The organism is Wenzhouxiangella sp. XN24 (genome assembly GCF_011064545.1).
GTDB lineage: Bacteria > Pseudomonadota > Gammaproteobacteria > Steroidobacterales > XN24 > XN24.
On the sequence record NZ_JAAMFG010000036.1, the window covers coordinates 45,990 to 66,933 of the forward strand.

Consider the following 20,944-nt stretch of genomic DNA (forward strand, 5'->3'; position numbering starts at 1 on the left):
GCCTCCTAGGCCACGTCCGCCGCCGGCCGGCGGCGGTCGCTGACCACGGCCCCGTCCGCGCCCAGTTCCACCACGCGCTCTGCCGCATCCAGCAGGCGCGGGTCGTGGGTGACGACGATGACCGTGCCCGGGAAGGTGGCAATGACGCCGCGCAGCACCTCGAGGCTCTCGGGATCCAGGTGATTGTCGATCTCGTCCAGCAGCAGCACGCTGGGTTCGGGCCACAGCGCGCGAGCCAGTGCCAGGCGCTGGCGTTCCCCGCTGGACAGGTTGAGGCCGGCCTCCGCGATGCGGGCCGGCGAGTCGCTGTCGTTCTCGACGAGATGTTCCAGCCGGCAGCGCCCCATCAGCGTACGGAACGCCTCCGCCGTCATGCCACGACTGCGATAACTCGCATTGCGACGCACCGAACCGCGGATGAGCGGGAGATCCGGGCCGACGATCGCGATGTGTTGTCTCAGGTCGCGGTTGCGCACCTGGGCAAGGTCCTGGCCGCCGAGCCGTACCCGGCCGGCCAGCGGCGCCTGCAGGCGGGCCGTGACCGCGAGCAGCGAGCTCTTGCCGCAGCCGTTCGGGCCGGTGACGACGGTGACGCTGCCGGGCTCGAGGGCCAGGTCGATGGGCGTGCCGCCCGGGCAGGCCACCACGCCTTCGTAGCGGAGTTCGCCGCCGGGCCGGCGCAGCCGCCGGCCGTTGCGCACGCCGGGAAGCTGCGGCCAGCGAAAGAACGCGCTGATCCGCTCCCGGGCGACCGCTGCGGCCTGCCAGTATTCGAACACCCGCCCGAGATCCCGGATCGGTGTCGTGAGCCAGGCGACGATCGTGAGTGCGGCCACCATCTCGCCGGCCTGCAGTCGCGCAGCGCCAATGATGAGCACGGCCAGCAGGGCGCCCGAGCCGAGCAGCTGCACCAGGCTTCGTGCCCGCCCGACGAGCACGGCCCGGTCACAGGCGGCCTCGATGACCTTTTCACCGCGCGTATCGAGACGCCGCTGCTCGCGCAGCTCCTTGCCGTGCGCCTGCACCGAGGGGGCCGCGCCCATCATCTCGGTGACGAAACGTGCCAGCTGGCCGCGGCGGTTACGGAGTTCGCGGTTGGCGTCCGCCAGCGGGCGCGCCAGGAGAGCGGCGCCGATCGCGCCGGCGATCACCAGGGCGGCCGCCGTGATGCCGAGGACCGGGTCCATCCAGCCCAGCACGGCGACGGACGCCACGAGCATCGGCAGCGCCACGATCAGCTGCGCCAGGCCGCGGCTGATCCAGGACTTGATCGCCTGCAGGTCGCCCACGAAACGCACCAGCGCGCCTCCTTTCGGACGCTCGCTGAGATCCCGCGCCGGCACGGCCAGCAGGTGGTCGAACAGACGCAGGCGAACGTCGTGCACGAAGCGCTGGCCGAGCGCCTCGCCGTCGACGCGCTCGCGCCCGCGGAGCCAGGCGCCGCCGAGCGCGGCCGCGACGAGCACCGCCACCGTCGCCGTGCCCAGCCCGGAATTGATCGCCGCCCGGGCGCCGAGTGCGAGCGCCACGGTGCAGGCCGCCTGGGCGACGGCGTTGGCCAGCAGCGCCGCGAAGTGCCAGGGCGCGGCGGCCGCCGCCGCGCGGACGTCGAGAGGGAGCGACTCAGCCGGTGCAGGCATTGCGCAGCTCCACGCCGCGAGCGTCGCGGGCCAGGAGGGAACGGGAGACATAGCGATCTGACAGGCCATCAAGACCGATCACCGGTTGCTGCACCAGGTCACCCGCCTCCCGCATCGCCAGCGGCGCCGCGGTCAGCACGCCGGACACGGCCAGCACGTCGTGGCCGCGCTGTTCCAGCCAGTCCACGCCGGCCTTCGCGCCCATGGCGTCCTGCGCGCAGAACACCACCCCGTCGATGGCGTGCCGGAACCAGGCCGCGCTCAGCAGTGCCGCGGTTTCCGCCTGGACCAGCCCGTCGGCGACCTCGAGCACGGCGACGTCCAGCTCATGGCGCCCGAGTTCCGCACTCAGGGTCTCGACGATCCGCCGGATCGCCGGTTCGCCGGCACGATAGGTCGAAACATGCCCTGCGTCGGTGAAATCCAGCACGACCGATGCGCCGGCGTCCTGCATCAGGAAGTAGTCGTTGCAGGCGCCGGTCCCCGTGACCTTGGCGGCGCCGACGCGCAGCCCCGCGCGACTGAGTCCGCGCACCAGGTGGGCGCCGGCCGTGGTCTTGCCGGAGTCCATCGAGGTCCCGGCCACCACGATCAGTCGAGGCCGCGGCGCTTCGGTCCGCTGCGGGTCGAGGGCGTAGTGACGGAGGTTGAGGGCGCGCCCTTCGGCATCCCCGAGTATGCCCAGCACCTCGATCTCCGTCGGGCCGCGCTGGATCCGCTGGTGCCAGTTCACCGCGTGTGCGGCGACGCCGCCCGAGGCCACGAGGTGGCACGGGCCGATGGTGGCCGGCACGTAAGCCTCGAACTGCTGGGGCGCATACCGGTCGCCGTAGCAGACCACGATCTCGTCGCCATGAAAGAGCTGCACGCGGCGGCCGTTGGCCAACTGCAGCCGGGCGTGGTGGCGCAGGCGTTTGACGCGGGCCAGCACGACGTCGCCGGCCCGGGGGGCGGCATTCGTGAGCAGCGTGCGTGCGTCACCGAGGTCCACGCGTCGCGTGACGAACGCGGCCCGCGCCGCGTCCAGCCGGCCGTTGGCGAGCGGTCGTGCCGCGCCGGCGGGGTTGATCGTGCCGGCCTCCCCGGGGCAGGGCTCAGGCGCTATTTTCGAGATCAAGGCTTCACTGGTCATGGGGGCGGGCTCCCTGTTAGCCGGATTCTTCCGGGGCGGCGCGTCGAGTCGCGAACCTTACAGTTGGGGAGAATATACCCAAATATGGGATTGTCAACACTCGAGGACGAAAAAAGGGCGCCCGGCGGGTGTTCTTCTTCCCGATCCGCGTCTTGCCCGGCATTGCCGCTACGAGATCACCACTTACTCAGTGCGCTTGGCGTGACGGCCGGATGGTGGTATCCATGGGCGCTGGTCATCGCATCCAGCCAAGGCTTCAGGCTCCATGTACAAGAGAACCTCGGCATTAGGCCTGGCGACCCGCAGCCACCAGCGCTTCGGCGCCCGTTCGCGCATCGTGGCGATGTTCGCGGACATGCGCGGCTTCTCGAACTGGAGCGAGACACAACCGCTCGACGACGTGGCGGACCTCGTCAAGTTGCAGTTCGGCTACGTCATGCAGCTTTGCGACGACTTCCAGCAACCCTTCCAGAAGTTTCTCGGCGACGGCTTCGTGCTGCTGTGGGAGCTGGAGAGCGACGAGGATTTACCGCGCTGCCTGGTGAGCGCGCTCGACGCGACCTTCGCCCTGCACAAGGGCTACGCCGCCCTCGCGCAATCACTGCCCTATGCCGCGCCGACCGGCTACGGCGTAGGGATTTCCATTGGCGAGGCGATCCGCATCCAGCTCGAGCCGCACCTCAGCGCTTCCAGCGAAGTGGACTTCGTCGGCTACCCGCTGAACTGCGCGGCACGCATGCAGACGCTCGCCTCCGGCTTCGGGACCGCCCTGTGCGCCAGCACGGTCGGCGCCCTGCAGGCCGACCCGGAGCGCTACCTGCGCACGCTGCTGCCCGGTTTCGGCCGCCGCCTGCTCACGCCTCCGCAGGACATGCTGGATCGCGCCGCGGTCACCAAGGGACTGAAGCCGGCCGACCGGAGGGGCTTCCGGCACCTGTCTTTCGTGGACGGGGAAGAATGGCTCTGGCGGACGCCTGACGTTCAGCAGTAGGCCGGGCGAGTCACGGCGCGGCCTGGCCGGGAACGAACCGCTCGCGCGGCAAACCGTCGACGGCCATCAAGCGTTCGGTGGGCAGCTTGATCACGAGACCGCTGTGCTCAAGCGGGTGGTCATAGATAGCGCCGAGCAGCCCCGCCATCGGCGTGCCCGCGACCTCTGCCCCGATGGCGTCAAAACCGATCGCCAGTCCCTCGCCCATGCTGCCGGTCCAGCGACCCACCCACACTTGCACTGGCCCGTCATGTCGTTTGCCCGGTCTTGGCAGGACCTGCTCGACCCATTGGCGAGCGATTCCTGTGAACCGCTCTTCCGCCGGCAGGCTGTGCACCTGGTAGTCCGTGGGAGCGTCGACAAACCAGCCAAGAATCGCCCGGGCCACGGTGGTGTTGCCCCCGCCGGGTGTGTCGCGCAGATCAATGACGATCCGCTGCCCCGGTTGCGCCATGGACATCGCGGCGTCAAACGCAGCGATCGTCGAATTCGATCCGAGCGAATCATTGACGCGGATCACCAGGGCGCCGGCCTGCTCAGTCGCACTGACAGGCGGCCGCTCGTCGCGATGCACCTGGTACAGGCTCGGCAATTCCAGCTCGCGCACACTTTCGCCAGTTCGCAAAGCAACGAGCCTTGGGCGGTCCCTCCGGCCGGCCACCAGGATGCGGGCTGCGAAGGCCGCTCGCTCGGGGGTCACCGGAAGTCCGAGCTCCGCCCAGAACGCCTCGATTGCCGTCTCTATCGGAACGCCGCCGACCCGCTCGACCACGTCCCCTCGGATGATCTGCGCCTGCTCTGCGGGCGATCCCGCCCGGACCGCATCCACCACGTAGACGCCATCCTCCTGCAGGATCCACAGGTCCGCATAGCTGGGCACGAGCGCCCAGCTGTCAGACAGCGATGAGCCGAGGATCGCGTGGTGGTCGGCGAGCGAGAGCAATACGCGCTCCGCATAGCCGATCAAGGAGCGAAAATCGGTGACTTGTCGGGCCTGCTCGGAAAGCGCTGCTGAGACCGGCACGCTGCCCCCGGGGAACCGCTCGAGATACGCATAGGTTTGCTCAATGAGCGGTCGGATCGCCAGGGCATCGGCGCGGTACAAGTCTTCAGGGGAGTCCGCCGCAGGCCCGGCGGCCTGGCGCTCCGTGTCGCCGTTTTCGATTTGCTGCGATGTACACGCGGCGAGTGCCGCGCATGCGAGCGTGACCAGCAATGCACGGCGTCCGCGAATCGTCCGCTGGACACGGGCACGACGCGCGTTGCATTCCGGCCCGGACCTGTTAGCCATTTCCATCTCAACCCCGCCGGTGCTGCGCATGTCCCTGGTGGCGCAGGATGCTAGCGGCTCTTCATCGGGCTGTACATCGGAACGTGACGTCGTCGGCAAGACTGGCTGATGCACGCAACCCTGAAACGTTCCCGTTCCGATCTCTCGTGAAAATGATCTCCTGCAAAGGCCCCTCCCCCGTGAAGGCGTCGACCTGGTAGGGGGCCAGGGCGAACGCCGGACGCCGCGGGTGCTTCGCAAAGAGCGTGTCGCCGGAAATACTGAAGACGTAGCGCGCAGCGAGCTCGGGGCTCTCGCAGGTCCGGAGATAGTCCGAGAGCTCGACGGTCGCCGGATCGAAGGGCGCCAGTTCCACGCGGCGCCCTTTCAGTGTTCCGTGCAATCCGATCGTGTAGCTGAACCCGGGGGACTGGCCCTCCACCGGGTCATGGAATGCTATGGAAATGTCTGCGGCCGGTGAAACGAGGAACCTGTGCCGGCCGATCTGCGGCAGCACCTGGTACTCGTTTTCCGGCGCGTTCAGTGCAGCGAACTTCAGTCCTTCGCTGTCCGCGGAGATAGTGAAAATCACGCCGGGGTACATTTCGTAGTGCCCTGCGTAGCTTTTCAGTTGTGCGGACGAAGCCGGTTCCCAATTTTCCGGTTCATCGGGGCGATAGAATGGTGAACTCGAGAGGAATGCATCGACGACGGCGAACGCCAGCCTGGCGGTGTCGAAGTCCGTCCGGTTGCTTAGCACGGCAACCGCGAACCCTTCGGCAGGGACGCGCAGCAGGAACGACCGATAACCCGCGTCGCGCCCGCCGTGGGACCATGTCTCGAGTCCCTTGTACTGGCGCTGTTCCTGTCCCTTGGCGAAGGTGGCGTCTTCGCCGTCCAGGGCAGCGGCACGTTTTTCCATCAAATCGAACACGATGTCTTCGCCGACCCGCCGGGCCTGGAAGTTCTCCGTCCACTTCAACAGGTCCAGGGCCGTGGTGTAGAGGCCGGTGGAACCGGTGCTCTCCCCCGCCGCGACGACGTTCCTGAACCCGTCGGTTGCAGGGAAATACGAACTGGCCCGTCCGCGCACGAGATCGTTCCTGCTCGCCTTGAAGCGCGTGTTGGTCATGCCGAGCGGCGCAAAGATCCGCTCTCTCGTGAACTGTTCGAACGGCATCCCGGAGACGCGCGACACGATTTCGGCGAGCAGCATGTAACCGGTGTTGCTGTATTCGACCCGCGCACCTGCTGCGAAATTCACGCCGCGCTGGCGCGTGACCAGTTCCATGAGTTGTGCGTGGGTCTGGATGTCATCGTCCAGCCACCCCGCCATCGCCGCAAGGGTATTCACTTCCCGAAGGCCGCCCATGTGATTCAACAGGTGGCGGATCGTGACCGTCACGGGATGTTCAGCGAGCTGGGGAATATACGTCCGGATGTCGTCATCCAGCCCGATCTTCCCTTCCGAGACGAGCAGGAGCGTCGCGAACGCGGTGAACTGCTTGGACACGGAGGCCACCTGGAAAACCGAGTCCGGCGTGATGGGTTCTCCGTGCTCCAGGTTCGCCATGCCTGCGCCGCGCGCGAACACGATTTCGCCGTCTTTCGATACCGCGACCGCGACGCCCGGCGCACTGTCGGACACCCAGGGCGCCAGGATCGCTTCGATGGCTTGCTGGGCCTCAGTACCGGGCGGCGTTGGCCTGCCGGGGCCTGTTGCGGTGCAAGCGATCAGCGCGAGGCTCAACACCGCGCTGACAGTGGATTTCAGGGGCAAGACTGGAAACATCATGGGGGTCCTCTTCGATTGAGAGGCCCTGGATGCCCGAATTCGCCACCGCCGGCGACCGAGTTCGTGAAATCGTACGTTTTTCCTAGAAGTCGAACGCTTGGGGTGCTTTCGCGTACGGACCTGGAGCGGCCGGTTGCTGCGCCCGAAAGGCGCTCGGAGTGACGCCGCTGTGCTTCTTGAAAGCCGTATTGAACGAGGACTTGGAGTTGAAACCGACGGCGTAGAGGATTTGCAGGACAGACTGCCGCGGCTCGGCCAGCAACAGGTGTTGCGCCTTCTCGATCCGGTAGCCGTTGATGAAATCGAAGAAATGAACTCCAAGGGACCGGTTGAGGAGCTCCGAGAGATCCCTCGGCGTCATGGCCACCTGGGCAGACAGCGAGGCCAGCGTCAGCCCAGGGTCCAAGTAGGGTTCGTCGGCGTCCATGAATGCATGCAGGCGCTCCAGTTGTGGACTGGGAACCTCGGCCTTCTGGTGCACCTGGTCCGCGCCACCGGTGAGCGCGATCAACCTCCGGTCCACATCCCTGAACAGGTGGGGCTGAAGCAGCGACTTGAGCGCAATCCAGCTCGTGATGGCGAGCGCCAACAGGATGCCGATGACCTGCAACGCGAGCACCACATCGGTCGCGCTGGTGAAGAGCAACACGTTGCGGACCAGGATGAGTGTGTGGGCGAACAGCGACACGGCCGCGAGCTGCGTCAGCCACGTCAGGACCTCCGAGCGGTCACCCGAATGATGCGCGTGAAACAGTCTCCGGAACTGCACGAGCACCATGATGACCGCCACCATGTACGCGTAGTACTGGACGTGCGACGCGATCCAGAAGACGTGGCTTTCCAGCTCGGTAAGGTGCAGCGCGGTGGATCCGGATGCGAAGGGAACCTGGCTGCCGGGTAATGTCATGGCGAGCGCAACCATGAAGGGGACGAGATGGAGCGTGTCGCGCCACCTTGGCCTGAAGTCCGAATAACAGGTGGCCACGAAAAAGCCGAAGAAGATCGGCATCTGCAGTTTCCCGAGCGCCAGCCGCAAAGCATTGAGCCATTCGCCGGCATTCCCCGGCGTGACCCACAGCCAGGCGCTCAGCTCGATGGCCGTCAGGACCAGGAAAACGGCAAGCAATCGGTTCGGTAACCTGCGGGCCGACGGCACGGCAAACAAAAAGACCGCCAGCAGGCAGCAGGTGAACCCGACCAGGGTGGAGATCACGGCGAAAAAGTTGCCGAGGGTGATGTCTATGGTCGTCTCCAGGATCGACGCGGGCATCCGGATGGCGTCGAAGAAAATAGATCTCTGGAGCGGCGCCGACCATCGGACACCGCCCCACCCTCGCTCAGTCTGCGACCTGGTATTCCTGCTCGAGCGCCGCGTAGCGCGGGTCGTTGCGGATCCCGTCGAAGGCGGGGCTCAGCCGCACCCGGTGCCAACTGATGCCTGCCGGCCTTTCCAGCGTGCTCGCGAGATGCTCGAAGGCCAGGTCATGCTCGCCGAACATGGCGAACGTCTCTGCCCAGAAAGTGTCCGCTTCGGCGTAGCGAACCGCATCGGGCCGCAGGAGCCGCTCCACGTCGGCAAAATGCGAGAGCGCCTTTTCACGTTCCCCCAGGGCAAGGAACGCGAACGCCAGGTCGCGGTGCACCAGCGAGTATTCTTCGTGCCCGATAAGGAAGGTCTCGAGGTGTCGCCTGTAGGCATCCGCCTCGGCCCGCATCCGTTCCTCGTCGCCTGTCTCCCGCAGCAGGATGATCGCCGTCAGCCAGTTTTCGTCCGGCCCGGGCTCCGACGTCTCCGGCCCGTAGCCTTCCAGCAGCGCCAGGGCCTCCCCGGGCTTGCCGTCCACGCGGAGGAGTTGGGCCAGGAGCATGGAGTCGCGGCCGGTGTCGTGCAGGCGGCTGGCGAATTCGCGCGCCACTGAGAGTTCGCCGCAACAATCGAGGCGCAGCCGTGCGAGGTACCCGAGATAGGTGTCTCGGTCGCCGCTGATGGCCAGCGCATGCTCGAGCGCCGGCACGGCCTGGTCCCACTGGCGCAGCTGGATGTAGAAATTCGCCAGTTCCAGTGCCACGAAACCGTTACGCGGATCCAGTTCCAGGGCCCGCGTCAGGTCGGCCACCGCCTCCTCCCAGTTGCCGGCGCGACGATTGAACCAGCCGCGCGACGCCATCCAGTCCCCGTTGTTGGGGAAGCGCGCGATCAACGGCTCGATCAACTGCAGCGCCGCGGCATAATCCGCCTGCACCCAGTAGTAGTAGTGCGCTTCGGCGTAATCCGCCTCCGGCAGGCCCGGCTCGAGCTCGCGTGCTGTCGCGATCGCTTCGCGGGCGCTGGCAATGAGCGGCTCATCCTGCGGTGTGATGCCGTCCGACCAGGCTTCCAGCAGCCGGGCGAACCCCAGCCAGCCCCAGGCCTCCGCGAAATCCGGGTCGAGGGCGACGGCGTCCTCGAACTTGCGCACGGACAGCTTGCGCGCATCCGGGTCATAGACATAGGTGTTGAGCCGCGCCTGCAGGAATGCCTCGTAGGCGCCCTGGCTGGAGGTTGGCGCCTGGGCCAGTTGGGCCGCTTCCTCGGCGCTCAGGGTCGCTTTCAGCGCAGTGGCGATGGCCATCGCGATCTCGGCCTGGATTTCGAAAATCGCGTCCGGCGTCAGCTCGCGCTCGAACGTCTCGGCCCACAGGTGCTCGTCGGTGACGGCGTCGATCAGCTGCGCGTTGATGCGCACGCGCCCGCCCGCCTGTTGCAATCCGCCCTCGAGGATGTGGCCGGCGCCGAGTTCCTCGCCGATCTGCCGCATGTTCTTGGTGGTGTCGAGATATTCCATCACCGAGGTGCGCGAAACCACGCGGAAGATCTCGAGCTTGGCGAGCTGGGTCAGCAGGTCGTCGTGGATGCCGTCGGCAAGAAACCGCCCTTCCTCTCCACCCATGCTGCGCGCGGCGAACGGCAGCACCGCCACCACCGGCACGGCGTCCTCCGGCAGCGAGTCCGCAACAGCGCCGGGAGACGCCGCCCGTGTCGCCGGCTCGCCCGACGCGGACACGGTCGTGGCCGGCGGCTGCGGAGAAGCCACGGCCGGCGGTTGCGAAGCCACGGCCGGCCGCTGGGATGCGACACCCGGCGGCTGCGAGGCCATGGCCGGCGGCTCTGAGCGCGAAGACATGAAACGGTCCGCGAGGAACATGCCCATCGCCGCAAGGAGCAGCACGATCACCGCGAGGTTGAGTTTCTTTGCGGTATGCGCCACCGCCGATTCCTCGGGGCGCACCTCGGATTCGCGCTTCAGGCCCTCCGGCGTCAGCTCATAGACCCAGGAGAACACCAGCGCCGGCAGGAGCCCGATGACGAACATCGTGACCACGAGCTTCAACACCCAGGCCGGCGCCTCGAAGGCGTCGGCGGCGATCTCCATGACCTGGATAACCACCCACGCCGCGACGACGTAGGCCAGGCCCACGCGGATGACATTGCGGCGTTTCAGTTCGGCAAAGAACGACATGGCTCAGGCGGCGCGGTGGCAGTGCTTGCGTGATGATGCGTCAGCGCGGATTGATTGTCGAACCGGCCAAAAGGATGGCATGGTGCGGTCAGGACTCACGACGAAGAGGTAGGCATGAAGATCACCGTACTTGGGGCAGGCGCGGGCGGCACGGCCGTCGCATTCGATTGCGCGGCGCACGGGCACGAGGTCCGGCTGTTCGATTTCGAGCAATTCCCCGGCAACATCGAGGCCATCGCGACGCAGGGCGGGATCCACGCCGAGGGCAACATCTCCGGCTTCGGGCCCATCGCGTATTCCGGTCACGACATCGACGCGGCGTTGCGCGGTGCCGAGTTGATCTACGTGGTCGGCCCGGCCTACAGCACCGAGCCGTTCGGCAAAGCGGTGGCCGGCAAGCTGAGCGCCGGACAGACGGTGATCGTCAGCCCGTGTTCCTGCGGCGGCGCCCTGGCCTTCAAGCGCGCGGCCGGGCTGGCATTGGACGATGAATCGATCCGCGTCGCGGAAACTTCGACGTTGCACTATGCGGTGCGCGTGACCGAGCCCGGCAGGATCCGTGTGTTCCTGAAGCTGAAGGCGGGCAACCTCCTGGCCGCACTGCCGGGCAGACACACCGGCGGGATCCTGGAACTCATTGCCGACGTCTATCCGGGGATGGAGCCTGCCGGGAACGTCCTGCAGACGAGCCTGCAGAACGCCAACCCGATCATTCACCCGGCCGTGACCCTGAGCAATGCCGCGCGCATCGAGACGACCGGCGGGGACTTCCTGTTCTACGAGGACGGTGTCAGCGATTCGGTCGGTCGCCTCATCGAAGCCCTCGACAACGAACGCATCGCGATCGGCAAGAAGCTCGGTATTACGATCCTGCCCGATCCCGAGATGGGCATGCGCCAGGGCTACATGCTGGAAGCCAATTACGGCTCCGGCTACCGCAATGCGCCCGGGTTCCGGGGGATCGGTGCCCAGCCGCAACTCGACCATCGCTATCTCACCGAGGACGTCGGCTACGGCCTGGTGTTCATGTCCGAGCTGGCGAAGCAGGTCGGCGTTCCGACGCCTGGCATCGACGCCGTCATCCAGGTCGCCTCGATCGTGATGGCGAGCGACTACCGTGCCACGGCCTTGCGCACGCCGACGTCGCTGGGCATCGCGGATCGCTCGGCCGAGGAGCTCGCGTCGCTGTAGCAGGCGCTCCGGTCGATCACGCGACCAGGACGCGGCCCGCGGTTCCGAGCGGGCCTCGGCCGGCCTTTACGCCAGTCCGGGCGTGTTACCGCCGGATGATGATCCAGGGATCGAGCACCGGCCGCTCGGATTCTCCCGCGTTGACGATGTCGAATTTGCAGCCGGGCGCCTCGAAACACTCGTGCTCTTCATCATCGCGCACGAACAGCCGCGTGCGGCCGGGGGATTTCAGCTCCACTTCGGTGATCGGCTTGCCGTTGGGCCCCGGACGGTCCACGAAGGGCGTGTAGGGCTCGCCCTGCTCGCCGGCTGCGGCCTTGCGAAAAACCAGCTTCGTCGCTGCCTTTTCGGGTCGCCCGCGCCGGTCGCTCACCGTCGCCAGCATGGCGGCGCCGCGAACCGCGATGATCGTCTGCTGGCTGCCGGGGATCTCCGGGGCTTTTGCAGTTTCCGCCGGCAGCTCGATATCCATGCCGCAGCTCGGCGGACACTCCTGTTGCGCCGCCGCGGGCAGTGTTGCGACGGCTGCCATGGAGAGCAGCCCCGCGGCCGCCACCAGTTGTTTCGTGAACTTGCTGCGCATTTTTTCTTTTCCTCTTCTTCTGGATTCTGGGTCTAGGGTCCGGTCGTATTGTCAGCGATCAGGGCCTGGAACTCCGGCAACTCGGCGAGGGGCTCGAGCCGCTTGTCGGCGGTCAACAGCCATGCAGGCAACCCGGCGGCCCTGGCCACCGCGAGGTGCTCGACGGCTCGCGCCTGTTCGCCGAGGAACAGGCTGGCCATGCCGATTTCCCGGACGGCCTCCAGCGACAAGTCCTCCTGTTGCCCGAGACTCTCCAGCAGGTCCCGGGCTTCGGCGTCCCGACCGAGCCGCGCGAGGTAGCCGGCGATGCGCGCGCGCGCCGCATCGTCGCCCGTGCTCACCTCGAGCCGCTCCTGCGCAAGCTCGAGGGCCTTCTCGTAGTACTGCGCCGCATCCGCAGGATCGCGCGACGGCTGCATCACGATCGCCTCGGCGACATAGCCCTGGAAACGATCGTCCGAGGGGCTGAGCCTGCCGGCCTGCAGGAACATCTCCTCGGCCTGGACGAACTCGGCCGTGTAGAAATACATGGTGCCCGCGTTCGAATAGGCGAACATCTCCTCGGGATCACGGCGTATGGATTCGCGAAAAGCGTCTCCGGCGCGCAGGAACTCGCCCTGCAGCCAGTAAACGCCGCCAAGGCTGTTGTAGGGTGCGGGGCTGTCGGGATTCAGGCGGATGGCGCGCCTGAACTGGTCCGCGGCAGACTCGAGCTCGCCCTGGTCGACGAGGATCGCCCCGAGATCCGAGTAGTAGCGCCAGTAGGCCGGATCCAGCTCTATGGCCCGGCGCTGCAATCGGGCCGCCTCCTCCAGTTCGCCCATGTCGCGCAAGGTGATGGCGAGACCCGAGTTCACCTCGGCATCGTTGGGGCTGAGTTCCAGCGCCTGTCGGAACAGGGACAAGGCATACTCCTCGTCGCCGATCCCGCGGTATAGGCTTCCCAGCGCGACCATGAGCTTGACCGAGGATTCCCCGCCCTCGTTTGCGTAGGCACGAATGCAGGCCTCGATAGCCTCGTCGGCAAGCGCCCGCTCACGGCTGAGCGAATACTTTTCCCAGCGCGCGGTGCAGATGCCCGCGAGCGCCACGCCCATCTGCGGATCACGAGCCAGGGCTTTCTCGAAGTAACTGATCGCCTGGTCGAAATTGGCGGCGGTTCCCTCGCGCCGCAACTGGTCCTGTCCGCGCAGGTAGTCCTCATAGGCCGCCTCGTCGCGCGTCGGGATCGGGACGAGCGTTTCGCTGCCCATCAGCTGGAGCTTCAGCGCATCGGCGATCTTGACGGAGATCGTTTCCTGCACCGAAAAGATATCCTGCATGCTGGCGTCGAAAGTCTCGCTCCAGAGCGGGCGACCGGAACGGCCGTCGAGCAACCGCGCGCTGATCTTGAGCTGGTCACCCGACTTGCGCACGCTGCCTTCCAGCAGGTTCGCCACCTGCAGGGCGCTGGCCACCTCGGGCACACTCGGCCCCGCCTCGCGAAATGCGAATGACGCAGTGCGGGACGCCACGGTGAGGCCCGGAATCCTCGCGAGGCTGTCCATCAACGCTTCGGAAAGCCCGTCGCTGAAATACGCGTTGTTGCCCTCGGGGCTGAGGTCCACGAAAGGCATGACCGCAATCGAGGGTTCCGATGAGACGGTTGCCTCCGCGGCCGGCGCATCGTCGCCCATGCCGGACGTCCCCGCGGATACCGCCTCGGGTTCGGGGACATAGGTCTTTATGAGCATTGCGCCGATGCCGAGCGCCAGCACCGCGCCCAGCACCATACCCGCCCGGCGCTTCAGCGGAGATCCGGCCGGCGCAGCACGCGACCGGGTCGTCCGGGCCACCCATTCGGCATCCCCGGAATCCTGCGAGGACCCCAGCTTCGCCGCCAGCACACGCCGGATACGCTGGAAGCTCTCCCCCGCGGTATCTCCGCCCCAGTCGTCGAGATCGATGGTGTGCAGGGCCCGGAAGTCGATCGGCAGCTTGGCCTGGTCGAAACGCACCGGCACCAGCACGCCCCGGTCCGCCGCATCCCTGGCTTCCCCCCGCACCCAGCGAGAGCCCACGGAATTGGGGGTCCAGACGACGACCACGGCGCGCGCGTTCTCGAGCGCCTCCGCGATCAGCCCGTCGAATTCTTCCCCGGGCGAGATCTCGGGATCCCACCAGACCGACCAGCCTTCCGCCTCGAGCGCTGCGACCAAGGGCGCGACGCGCGCGTAATCAAGGCGAGCATAAGAGACGAACACATCGACCAAGCCAATCCCCCCACCAGCCGGATCCCGCCGACCGACCCGCAAAGGCCACGCCTGCGGAGACTAGCATATGCGTCATTAACGAGGGCACAGACAGGGGCACGCTCCTGCGGAGTGCCGCGGCGCATCGCTTGCCTGGACGTCGCGCACCGGCTTTCCCGGAGACCCACGTCGCGGCTTCATAGTTGGTATATACCGGGATATACTCGCTGAATGACTTTCCTCTCCAGGATCAGCAAGGCACTCGACGCCGCCGACGTGCGCTACGCGGTGGTGGGGGGCTACGCCGTGGCATTGCACGGGGCTGTTCGCGGCACGGTCGATATCGATCTCGTGTTGCGCTGGACCCTGCGCGACCTGGAGGCCGCGGAAGCCGCGTTGAGCAGCATCGGCCTGGTGTCGCGACTGCCGGTGACGGCCGAAAGCGTGTTCCGGTTTCGCGACGAGTACATCCGGAACCGGAACCTTTTCGCCTGGAACTTCTATAACCCGCATGACCTCAGCGAACAGCTGGACATCGTCATCAGCGAGGACCTCAAGGGCAAGCGGCGGATACGAATCGACACACTGGACGGCCCCGTCCAGGTGCTCAGCCGCAAGGACCTGATCGCCATGAAACGGGCGAGCGGCCGGCCGCAGGATCTCGCAGACGTCGCGGCGCTGGAGAAGCTCGGGTGAGGCCCGTGCAATTGTTCACCGACGAGTACCTGGCGCAGTGCCGGGGCATGACGCCCGACCAGGTGATCCGTTTTCTCGAGGACTTCCGCAAGCTCCACGCGAAGCGCCCGGCCCGCTCCAGGCTGATCAGCCTGAAGGTGCCCGAGGATCTGCTGCATGCGTTCCGCCAGCGGGCTGAGCTTGCGGGCGTGCCTTACCAGTCGCAGATCAAGCAGCTCATGCGGGAATGGGTGCTGGACGGTCGCGAGAGGACGGATCAGGACGGGTGACCTTCCCGGGTCGGAGCGGCCGACTGAAGAATACCGTCACTCGCCTTCTTCAAGGACCGTCCTGATAAAGGCGCGCCAGGTGTCGTTCGGCTGCCAGGCCGCCTCCAGGTCCTTTCGCGCCACGGGTTCAGCCACCCCTTCGACCTTGACCCGATAAAGATAGGTCATGGTCGAAGCGCGGTAGTTGGCCTGGCACTGGACGAACACCTTCTCGCCGGCGCTGGCCTGCATCGCGGCCGTAAATTCGTCGAAGTTCTCTACGGTGGGCTGCTGCCACTCGACCGGGATGTTGATCCACTTGATCCCCCGCCCGAGGAGCCGTTGCGCCTGGCCCTCGGGTGGCGCGGGCCGGAGATCGATCACCACGGTGACCCCTCGCCCGGCGATGGTCTCCAGTCCGTCTTCTGCAAAGTCACCGCCGGTAACCAGGCGATCGTTGATGGTGTGGAAATTCATGGCAGGACCTGCGGGATGATCACCACTCGTCTCACCGTGCGCGACTGGCGTCATCAAGGCCATGACGAGACAAAGGGCAAGCCGGTTCTGGAGTGAATACTTAGGCATCGGCAAAGGGTGCGCAAGCGCTGCCGTCATTGCAAGCCTGGCAGCCGAAAGCACCGGATTATGGCGCGCCGGATCAATAGGTTATCCTTGCCCCCTCGAGGCTGCGGGGCCCGTGTTGCAAAGGTTTGGCGTGCATGGCTGATGTGTTCGTGTCTTACGCTCGCGCGGACCGGGACCGGGTCGCCCCGCTGGTGGCCGCGATCGTGGCGAAGGGCTGGTCGGTGTGGTGGGATCCGGAGATCACGCCGGGCCAGGAATTCGACGACCAGATCGATGCAGAGATCGATGCCGCCAAGGCCGTCATGGTGGTCTGGACACCGACCTCGGTGGCCTCGCGCTGGGTGCGCGGCGAAGCCCGCGAGGCGGCGGACCGGGGCATCCTGGTGCCGGTGCGCTTCGACAAGGCCCGCCTGCCGATGGACGTGCGCGCCATCCACACGACGGACCTCGACGACTGGGCCGGGGATCCCGCCAGCCCGCCGGCACGCGAGTTCCTGCACGCGCTGGGCGCGATGATCGCGCGCGCGCCCACCAAGGCCGTCAGCGCCGCACCCGGCGTGACCCCCGAAGCCGAAAAGCCCAAGGCATTGTTCACGATCTGCGTCCTGCCCTTCACGAACATGAGCGGCGACTCCGAGCAGGAGTACTTCAGCGACGGCATCACCGAGGATGTCATCACCGACCTGAGCAAGGTGTCGGCGCTGGCGATCATTTCGCGCAACAGTGCGTTCCGCTACAAGGGCACGCATGTCGACATCCCCAAGGTGGCCAGCGAGCTGAAAGTCAGCCACGTGCTGGAAGGCAGCGTGCGCAAGGCGGGCGGCCGGGTACGCATCAGCGCACAGCTGGTGGACGCCACGACCAACAACCATATCTGGGCCGAGCGCTACGACCGCGACTCGAGCGACATCTTCGCCCTGCAGGACGAAATTTCGGAGGCCATCGTCAAGGCGCTCCGGCTCACGCTGCTGCCCAGGGAAAAGAAGGCCATCGAGCGGCGCGGCACCGACAATGCCGAGGCCCACAACCTCTACCTGATGGCGCGCCAGACCCATGTCACCGGACAGGAAGCCTCGGCGAGATCAGCGGAGGCGATCGTGCGCCTGTGCACCCGCACCGTGGAGATCGATCCGAACTATGCGGAGGCCTGGGCGCTGATGGCCATCGGCCACATGAAGCTGCGCGACGCCCGGCAAGGTTATGGCGACGAGGGCATGGTGGCCGCGGAGCGGGCCCTGGCGCTCAATCCCGACCTGGCGGAGGCGCATGCGGTCAAAGCGCAACTGCTGCTGTCCGACGGCAATCCGGACGCCGCCGCCAGGGAAGTCGAGATCGCCTACAAGCTCAATCCCGAGTCCTACGAGGTGAACCGCTCGGCCGGGCGCCTGAACTACCAGCTCCATCGCTACGAGGATGCGGTCCGTTTCTACGAGAAATCCACGGGGCTGATGGAAGCCGATCTGAATTCCCCGTCCATGCTGGTCAGCGCTTACACCGCCCTGGGCGATGACGCGAATATGCGGCGCGCGGCCGAAGTCGCGCTCAAGCGTGCGGAGACCGTCCTGGCGCACGACCAGAACAACTCGATGGTGGCGGGTTACAGCGCCTATGCCCTGGCTGCGCTCGGCCAGGGCGAGCGGGCCAAGGCGCGCATGGAACGTGCGCTACTGATCGACCCGGAAAACTGGAACATGCGCTACAACTTCGGTTGCGCCTTGTGCACCTATCTCGCGGACAAGGAAGCGGCACTGGACATGCTCACCCCGGTCTTCGCGTGCATCACGGACAGTTCCCTGCTGTATGCCAAGGCGGATCCGGATCTCGACCTGCTGCGTGACGATCCGCGTTTTCACGCCATGATCGCCGATGCGGAGACGCGCCTGGCCGGCGAAGCCGAGCCGCCCGCAGCCTGATCTTCGCGCCGCGGCGCAGCATGCTTCTCAGTGCCCGGCCATTCAGCTACCCTTGGCGGCCAGGGACCACGAGGCCCGGAGCGATTACCCCGCCTCGCTTGGACCCGCCAGGCCAACAAAAACAGGCGATCTTGTGACACAACAGGCCGACGTATTCATCAGCTATTCGCGCGAGGACAACGACAAGGTCCTCGCCCTGGCGGAAAAGCTGCGCGCCGCGGGCGTGGCGGTCTGGATGGACGTCGGCGGCATCGACGCGGCGACGATGTGGAGCGAGGAGATCGTCAACGCGCTGGACAACGCCAAGGCGCTCCTGCTCATGGTCACCCCCTCCGCGGTCAACTCGCACAACGTGGCCAAGGAAGTGATCCTCACCAGCGAGCGCAAGGGGCACATCCTGCCGGTGCATCTCGAGCCGACCCAGATCCCGGCGGGCCTCAAGTACCAGCTCGCGGGCATACAGCACATCGAGTATTTCCAGGGCGACCCGGACGAAAACCTGCGCGTCATCGTGCGCTCGCTCGAGCGGATCGGCGTCACCGTCCAGCAGGGCAAGGCCCTCACCGAGCTCGAGCCGCGGGCCATCGAGGCCGTCGACCAGCCGTCGCCCGACCCGGACCATCCCATCGAGCCCGGCGCGCTGGCGGTGCTGCCCTTCCACAACATCAGCCCCGACGAAGAGACCGACTATTTCAGCGACGGACTCACCGAGGAGCTCATCGCACGCCTGTCGCTGGTGAGCGAGATCGACCTGATCTCGCGCTGGGCGTCCATGCAGTTCAAGGACACGAAGCAGGACATCCGGGTCATCGCCAGGGAGCTGGGGGCCCGTTATGTCGTGGGCGGCAGCGTGCGGCGGTTTCGCGACTCCGTGCGCATCACCGTGCAGCTGGTGGACGCCGGGACCAACCGGCAACTCTGGGGCAACACCTACAAGGGCAAGCTGGACGACATCTTCGACATCCAGGAGCAGGTGGCGAAGCAGATCGTCGAGGCGCTGAAGCTGCGGCTGAGTTTCTCCGAGGAAGTCTCGCTGACCAAGCGCCAGACCGTGAACGCGAATGCCTACGACCTGTATCTGCGCGGCCAGGACTACCTGTATCGCCTCACGAAGCGCAGCGTCGAGTACGCCATCCAGCTGTTCGAGAAAGCCATCGAGCTGGACCCGCGCTACGCCGCCGCCTATGCCGCCTGCTCCAGCGCATACGGCCAGATGTACCAGTATTTCTCACGAGAAGAAGAGTATCGGACCAAGGCCCAGGAACTCAGCTTCAAGGCGCTGATGTACGACAACAACCTGCCCGAGGCCTACACCGCCATGGGCCTGTCGTATTTCAGCTGGGGCAAGTTCGACGAGGCCGCGGAATCGGGCCGCAAGGCCATCGAGCTCAACCCCGACGATTTCATCGCCTACTGGACGCTCAGCAGGATCCATCTCACGCTCGGCAACGCGGTGGAAGCCGCCAAGCTGTGCCGCCGGGTGATCGAGCTGAAGCCCCGTTTCTACGTGGCGTATGCGGACCTGAGGATGGCGCTGCAGGTCATGGGCGATAAAGAGGAAGCGGACACCCTGGGGGTCGAGCTCGCCGATGATGTGCTGCCGACCTACCTGCTGCAGAACCCCGATGACTCCCGTGCCCGGATGTTCTACGCCATCACCCTGGCGGAACTCGACCGGCGTGATCAGGCCGTCGTGGAAGGCACCACGGCGCTCGAGATGAGCCCCGGCGATTCAGTGATGCTGTACAACGGCGCCTGCCTGTATGCCCAGCTGGGTGAGACGAGGAAAGCCGTGGACGCGCTGCGCCAGGCCATCGCCGGCGGCACCGACATCCCGGGCTGGACGAAGAACGATCCCGATCTCGATCCCCTGAGGGAAGATCCGGAGTTCATCGCGCTGACGAGTGGTTAACTGCGCAATAAATATTCCCGCCGCCGGGTTTGCTTATCGTCCGTTCATGCCTGGAAGGCGTTTCAGACTGCTCGCGTGGCTCGCCGTGGGAGGCCTGCTGCAGGGTTGTGGTGGCGGCTCGAATCCGGCGCCCCTGCCGCCGCCCGCGACCGACACCAGGACCTACGAGCTCGGTTTCACCCCCTGGCCCTATGCCGCGAGCCCGGACGCCGTCAATTTCGTGTACTCGGAGATTGCTGCGCGGGGCGACTTCATTGCCCACCATCTCGACGCCGGCATTCCTTGGCAGGAAGCCCTCGACGGGATCCCGTATCCGGCGGCAGTCGAGGATGAAATCCGGACGCGGCTGGACCGGACTCCCGCCGGCATGCGCACCTACCTGGCATTGAGCCCCCTGAACGGCGCCCGGGACGGGCTGGCGAGCTACTGGGGCGACGCGACCAACCAGCCGCTGCCGCCGCCATGGGACACGCGCTCGCTGGACGACCCGGCCGTGATCACCGCCTACACGAACTTCGCCGCGGACCTGGTCCGGCGTTTCACCCCCGAGTATTTCAACCTGGGCATCGAGGTCAGCGAACTCGCTTTGAACGACATCGCCGCCTTCGACAGCCTGGTGGCTTTCACGGCCGCCGTGGCCGGCGCGTTGCGCGCCGAGTTCCCGGATGTTCAGCTCATGGCGAGCGTTGCGCTCAAGTCGCCGGACTCTCCCGAGACGGCCATCCTGCGCGCGGCACTGCCGGATTTGCTCACGCATGTCGACGCCGTCGGCATCAGCGTCTATCCCTTCGTGTTCTTCGACCATGAGAACCGCGGCGACCCGGCCAGCCTCCCGCCCGACTGGCTGTCCCAGGTCACGGCGCTGGCCGGGGGCAAACCGGTCGCAATCGCCGAGACCGGCTGGCCGGCGGAGCGGCTCACGATCCCGGCCTTCGGCGTCGACATCGCTAGCGACGCCGCAAGGCAGGACGCCTATCTCGGACGTCTCTTCGCCGCGGCCGCGTCGCTGGACGCGCAGTTCATCGTGTGGTTCTTCCTCGCAGACTACGACTCGCTGTGGAACGACCTGCTGCAACAGGATCCGATCGCACGGATCTGGCGCGACACCGGCCTTTACGACGAAAACCTGAATCCGCGCCCGGCCCTGGATACGTGGACGACCGAGCTCGACCGCCCGCTCGAGTAGTCCGCCGGGCGGCGTGCCGTAACAGGCGCTTCAGGGACCGGCGTCGAGCATCCTTCCTCCTGGTGTTCTGG

General features: G+C 66.5%; 16 protein-coding genes. 7 read left to right on the forward strand and 9 right to left on the reverse strand.

Annotated features, from left to right (window positions below; translation table 11 throughout):
• Positions 1–5 precede the first annotated feature (5 nt).
• Both G6032_RS12350 and G6032_RS12355 read right to left on the reverse strand, forming a co-directional pair.
• Positions 6–1,640, reverse strand: a complete 1,635-nt coding sequence (locus G6032_RS12350) for an ABC transporter ATP-binding protein (RefSeq protein ID WP_165282463.1) — start codon at positions 1,638–1,640, stop codon at positions 6–8.
• Positions 1,624–2,772 carry a hypothetical protein gene (locus G6032_RS12355; RefSeq protein WP_165282464.1) on the reverse strand — a complete coding sequence of 383 codons (1,149 nt, stop codon included), beginning with the start codon at positions 2,770–2,772 and terminating at the stop codon, positions 1,624–1,626. The genes G6032_RS12350 and G6032_RS12355 overlap by 17 nt, the downstream gene beginning before the upstream one ends.
• 265 nt (positions 2,773–3,037) lie before the next feature.
• Between G6032_RS12355 and G6032_RS12360 the strand changes: the two genes are divergently transcribed.
• The gene (locus tag G6032_RS12360) at positions 3,038–3,763 is read left to right on the forward strand and encodes an adenylate/guanylate cyclase domain-containing protein (protein ID WP_165282465.1); all 726 of its coding nucleotides are present in this window, start codon (positions 3,038–3,040) and stop codon (positions 3,761–3,763) included.
• A 10-nt stretch (positions 3,764–3,773) separates the two neighbouring features.
• Here the strand turns inward: G6032_RS12360 and G6032_RS12365 are convergent, their stop codons facing one another.
• From G6032_RS12365 to G6032_RS12380, 4 genes are all read right to left on the reverse strand, one after another.
• The gene (locus G6032_RS12365; protein WP_206211972.1) at positions 3,774–4,979 is read right to left on the reverse strand and encodes a S41 family peptidase; all 1,206 of its coding nucleotides are present in this window, start codon (positions 4,977–4,979) and stop codon (positions 3,774–3,776) included.
• 136 nt (positions 4,980–5,115) lie between these two features.
• Positions 5,116–6,828: a serine hydrolase domain-containing protein gene (locus tag G6032_RS12370; RefSeq protein WP_165282466.1), complete on the reverse strand. Its 1,713-nt coding sequence runs from the start codon at positions 6,826–6,828 to the stop codon at positions 5,116–5,118.
• 82 nt (positions 6,829–6,910) lie between these two features.
• Positions 6,911–8,098, reverse strand: a complete 1,188-nt coding sequence (locus tag G6032_RS12375; RefSeq protein ID WP_165282467.1) for a helix-turn-helix domain-containing protein — start codon at positions 8,096–8,098, stop codon at positions 6,911–6,913.
• Positions 8,099–8,165: 67 nt separating this feature from the next.
• On the reverse strand, positions 8,166–10,328 hold the full coding sequence (locus G6032_RS12380) for a tetratricopeptide repeat protein (protein ID WP_165282468.1): 2,163 nt from the start codon (positions 10,326–10,328) through the stop codon (positions 8,166–8,168).
• Positions 10,329–10,442: 114 nt separating this feature from the next.
• On the opposite strand from G6032_RS12380, the gene G6032_RS12385 reads away from it, so the two are divergent.
• A complete protein-coding gene (locus G6032_RS12385; RefSeq protein WP_165282469.1) occupies positions 10,443–11,519 on the forward strand; it encodes an NAD/NADP octopine/nopaline dehydrogenase family protein in 1,077 nt (358 codons plus the stop codon).
• Positions 11,520–11,604: 85 nt separating this feature from the next.
• On the opposite strand, the gene G6032_RS12390 is transcribed toward G6032_RS12385, so the two are convergent.
• On the reverse strand, positions 11,605–12,102 hold the full coding sequence (locus G6032_RS12390) for a hypothetical protein (RefSeq protein ID WP_165282470.1): 498 nt from the start codon (positions 12,100–12,102) through the stop codon (positions 11,605–11,607).
• A 32-nt stretch (positions 12,103–12,134) separates the two neighbouring features.
• The gene (locus G6032_RS12395) at positions 12,135–14,345 is read right to left on the reverse strand and encodes a TIR domain-containing protein (RefSeq protein WP_346763827.1); all 2,211 of its coding nucleotides are present in this window, start codon (positions 14,343–14,345) and stop codon (positions 12,135–12,137) included.
• A 219-nt stretch (positions 14,346–14,564) separates the two neighbouring features.
• Between G6032_RS12395 and G6032_RS12400 the strand changes: the two genes are divergently transcribed.
• Entirely contained in the window at positions 14,565–15,029 is a 465-nt protein-coding gene (locus G6032_RS12400) for a nucleotidyl transferase AbiEii/AbiGii toxin family protein (protein ID WP_165282472.1), read from the forward strand.
• A 5-nt stretch (positions 15,030–15,034) separates the two neighbouring features.
• Positions 15,035–15,298 carry a CopG family antitoxin gene (locus tag G6032_RS12405; RefSeq protein ID WP_165282473.1) on the forward strand — a complete coding sequence of 88 codons (264 nt, stop codon included), beginning with the start codon at positions 15,035–15,037 and terminating at the stop codon, positions 15,296–15,298.
• A gap of 36 nt (positions 15,299–15,334) precedes the next feature.
• Here the strand turns inward: G6032_RS12405 and G6032_RS12410 are convergent, their stop codons facing one another.
• Positions 15,335–15,754 carry a protein tyrosine phosphatase family protein gene (locus tag G6032_RS12410; RefSeq protein WP_165282474.1) on the reverse strand — a complete coding sequence of 140 codons (420 nt, stop codon included), beginning with the start codon at positions 15,752–15,754 and terminating at the stop codon, positions 15,335–15,337.
• A gap of 242 nt (positions 15,755–15,996) precedes the next feature.
• On the opposite strand from G6032_RS12410, the gene G6032_RS12415 reads away from it, so the two are divergent.
• The 3 genes from G6032_RS12415 to G6032_RS12425 all read left to right on the forward strand — a co-directional run bounded on the left by G6032_RS12415 (position 15,997) and on the right by G6032_RS12425 (position 20,873).
• Positions 15,997–17,775 (forward strand): TIR domain-containing protein, encoded by a 1,779-nt coding sequence (locus tag G6032_RS12415; protein WP_165282475.1) that lies wholly within the window; start codon positions 15,997–15,999, stop codon positions 17,773–17,775.
• 133 nt (positions 17,776–17,908) lie between these two features.
• Entirely contained in the window at positions 17,909–19,687 is a 1,779-nt protein-coding gene (locus tag G6032_RS12420; RefSeq protein ID WP_165282476.1) for a TIR domain-containing protein, read from the forward strand.
• Between the two features lie 46 nt (positions 19,688–19,733).
• The gene (locus G6032_RS12425) at positions 19,734–20,873 is read left to right on the forward strand and encodes a hypothetical protein (RefSeq protein ID WP_165282477.1); all 1,140 of its coding nucleotides are present in this window, start codon (positions 19,734–19,736) and stop codon (positions 20,871–20,873) included.
• Positions 20,874–20,944 lie beyond the last annotated feature (71 nt).

What these genes read in the sequence shown, in the direction of transcription:
- G6032_RS12375 (WP_165282467.1), bottom strand. Translation starts at nt 8,098, where the DNA reads ATGCCCGCGTCGATCCTGGAGACGACCATAGACATCACCCTCGGCAAC.
- G6032_RS12380 (WP_165282468.1), bottom strand. Translation starts at nt 10,328, where the DNA reads ATGTCGTTCTTTGCCGAACTGAAACGCCGCAATGTCATCCGCGTGGGC.
- G6032_RS12400 (WP_165282472.1), top strand. Translation starts at nt 14,565, where the DNA reads ATGACTTTCCTCTCCAGGATCAGCAAGGCACTCGACGCCGCCGACGTG.
- G6032_RS12415 (WP_165282475.1), top strand. Translation starts at nt 15,997, where the DNA reads ATGGCTGATGTGTTCGTGTCTTACGCTCGCGCGGACCGGGACCGGGTC.
- G6032_RS12370 (WP_165282466.1), bottom strand. Translation starts at nt 6,828, where the DNA reads ATGATGTTTCCAGTCTTGCCCCTGAAATCCACTGTCAGCGCGGTGTTG.
- G6032_RS12410 (WP_165282474.1), bottom strand. Translation starts at nt 15,754, where the DNA reads ATGAATTTCCACACCATCAACGATCGCCTGGTTACCGGCGGTGACTTT.
- G6032_RS12425 (WP_165282477.1), top strand. Translation starts at nt 19,734, where the DNA reads ATGCCTGGAAGGCGTTTCAGACTGCTCGCGTGGCTCGCCGTGGGAGGC.
- G6032_RS12350 (WP_165282463.1), bottom strand. Translation starts at nt 1,640, where the DNA reads ATGCCTGCACCGGCTGAGTCGCTCCCTCTCGACGTCCGCGCGGCGGCG.
- G6032_RS12385 (WP_165282469.1), top strand. Translation starts at nt 10,443, where the DNA reads ATGAAGATCACCGTACTTGGGGCAGGCGCGGGCGGCACGGCCGTCGCA.
- G6032_RS12390 (WP_165282470.1), bottom strand. Translation starts at nt 12,102, where the DNA reads ATGCGCAGCAAGTTCACGAAACAACTGGTGGCGGCCGCGGGGCTGCTC.
- G6032_RS12355 (WP_165282464.1), bottom strand. Translation starts at nt 2,772, where the DNA reads ATGACCAGTGAAGCCTTGATCTCGAAAATAGCGCCTGAGCCCTGCCCC.
- G6032_RS12360 (WP_165282465.1), top strand. Translation starts at nt 3,038, where the DNA reads ATGTACAAGAGAACCTCGGCATTAGGCCTGGCGACCCGCAGCCACCAG.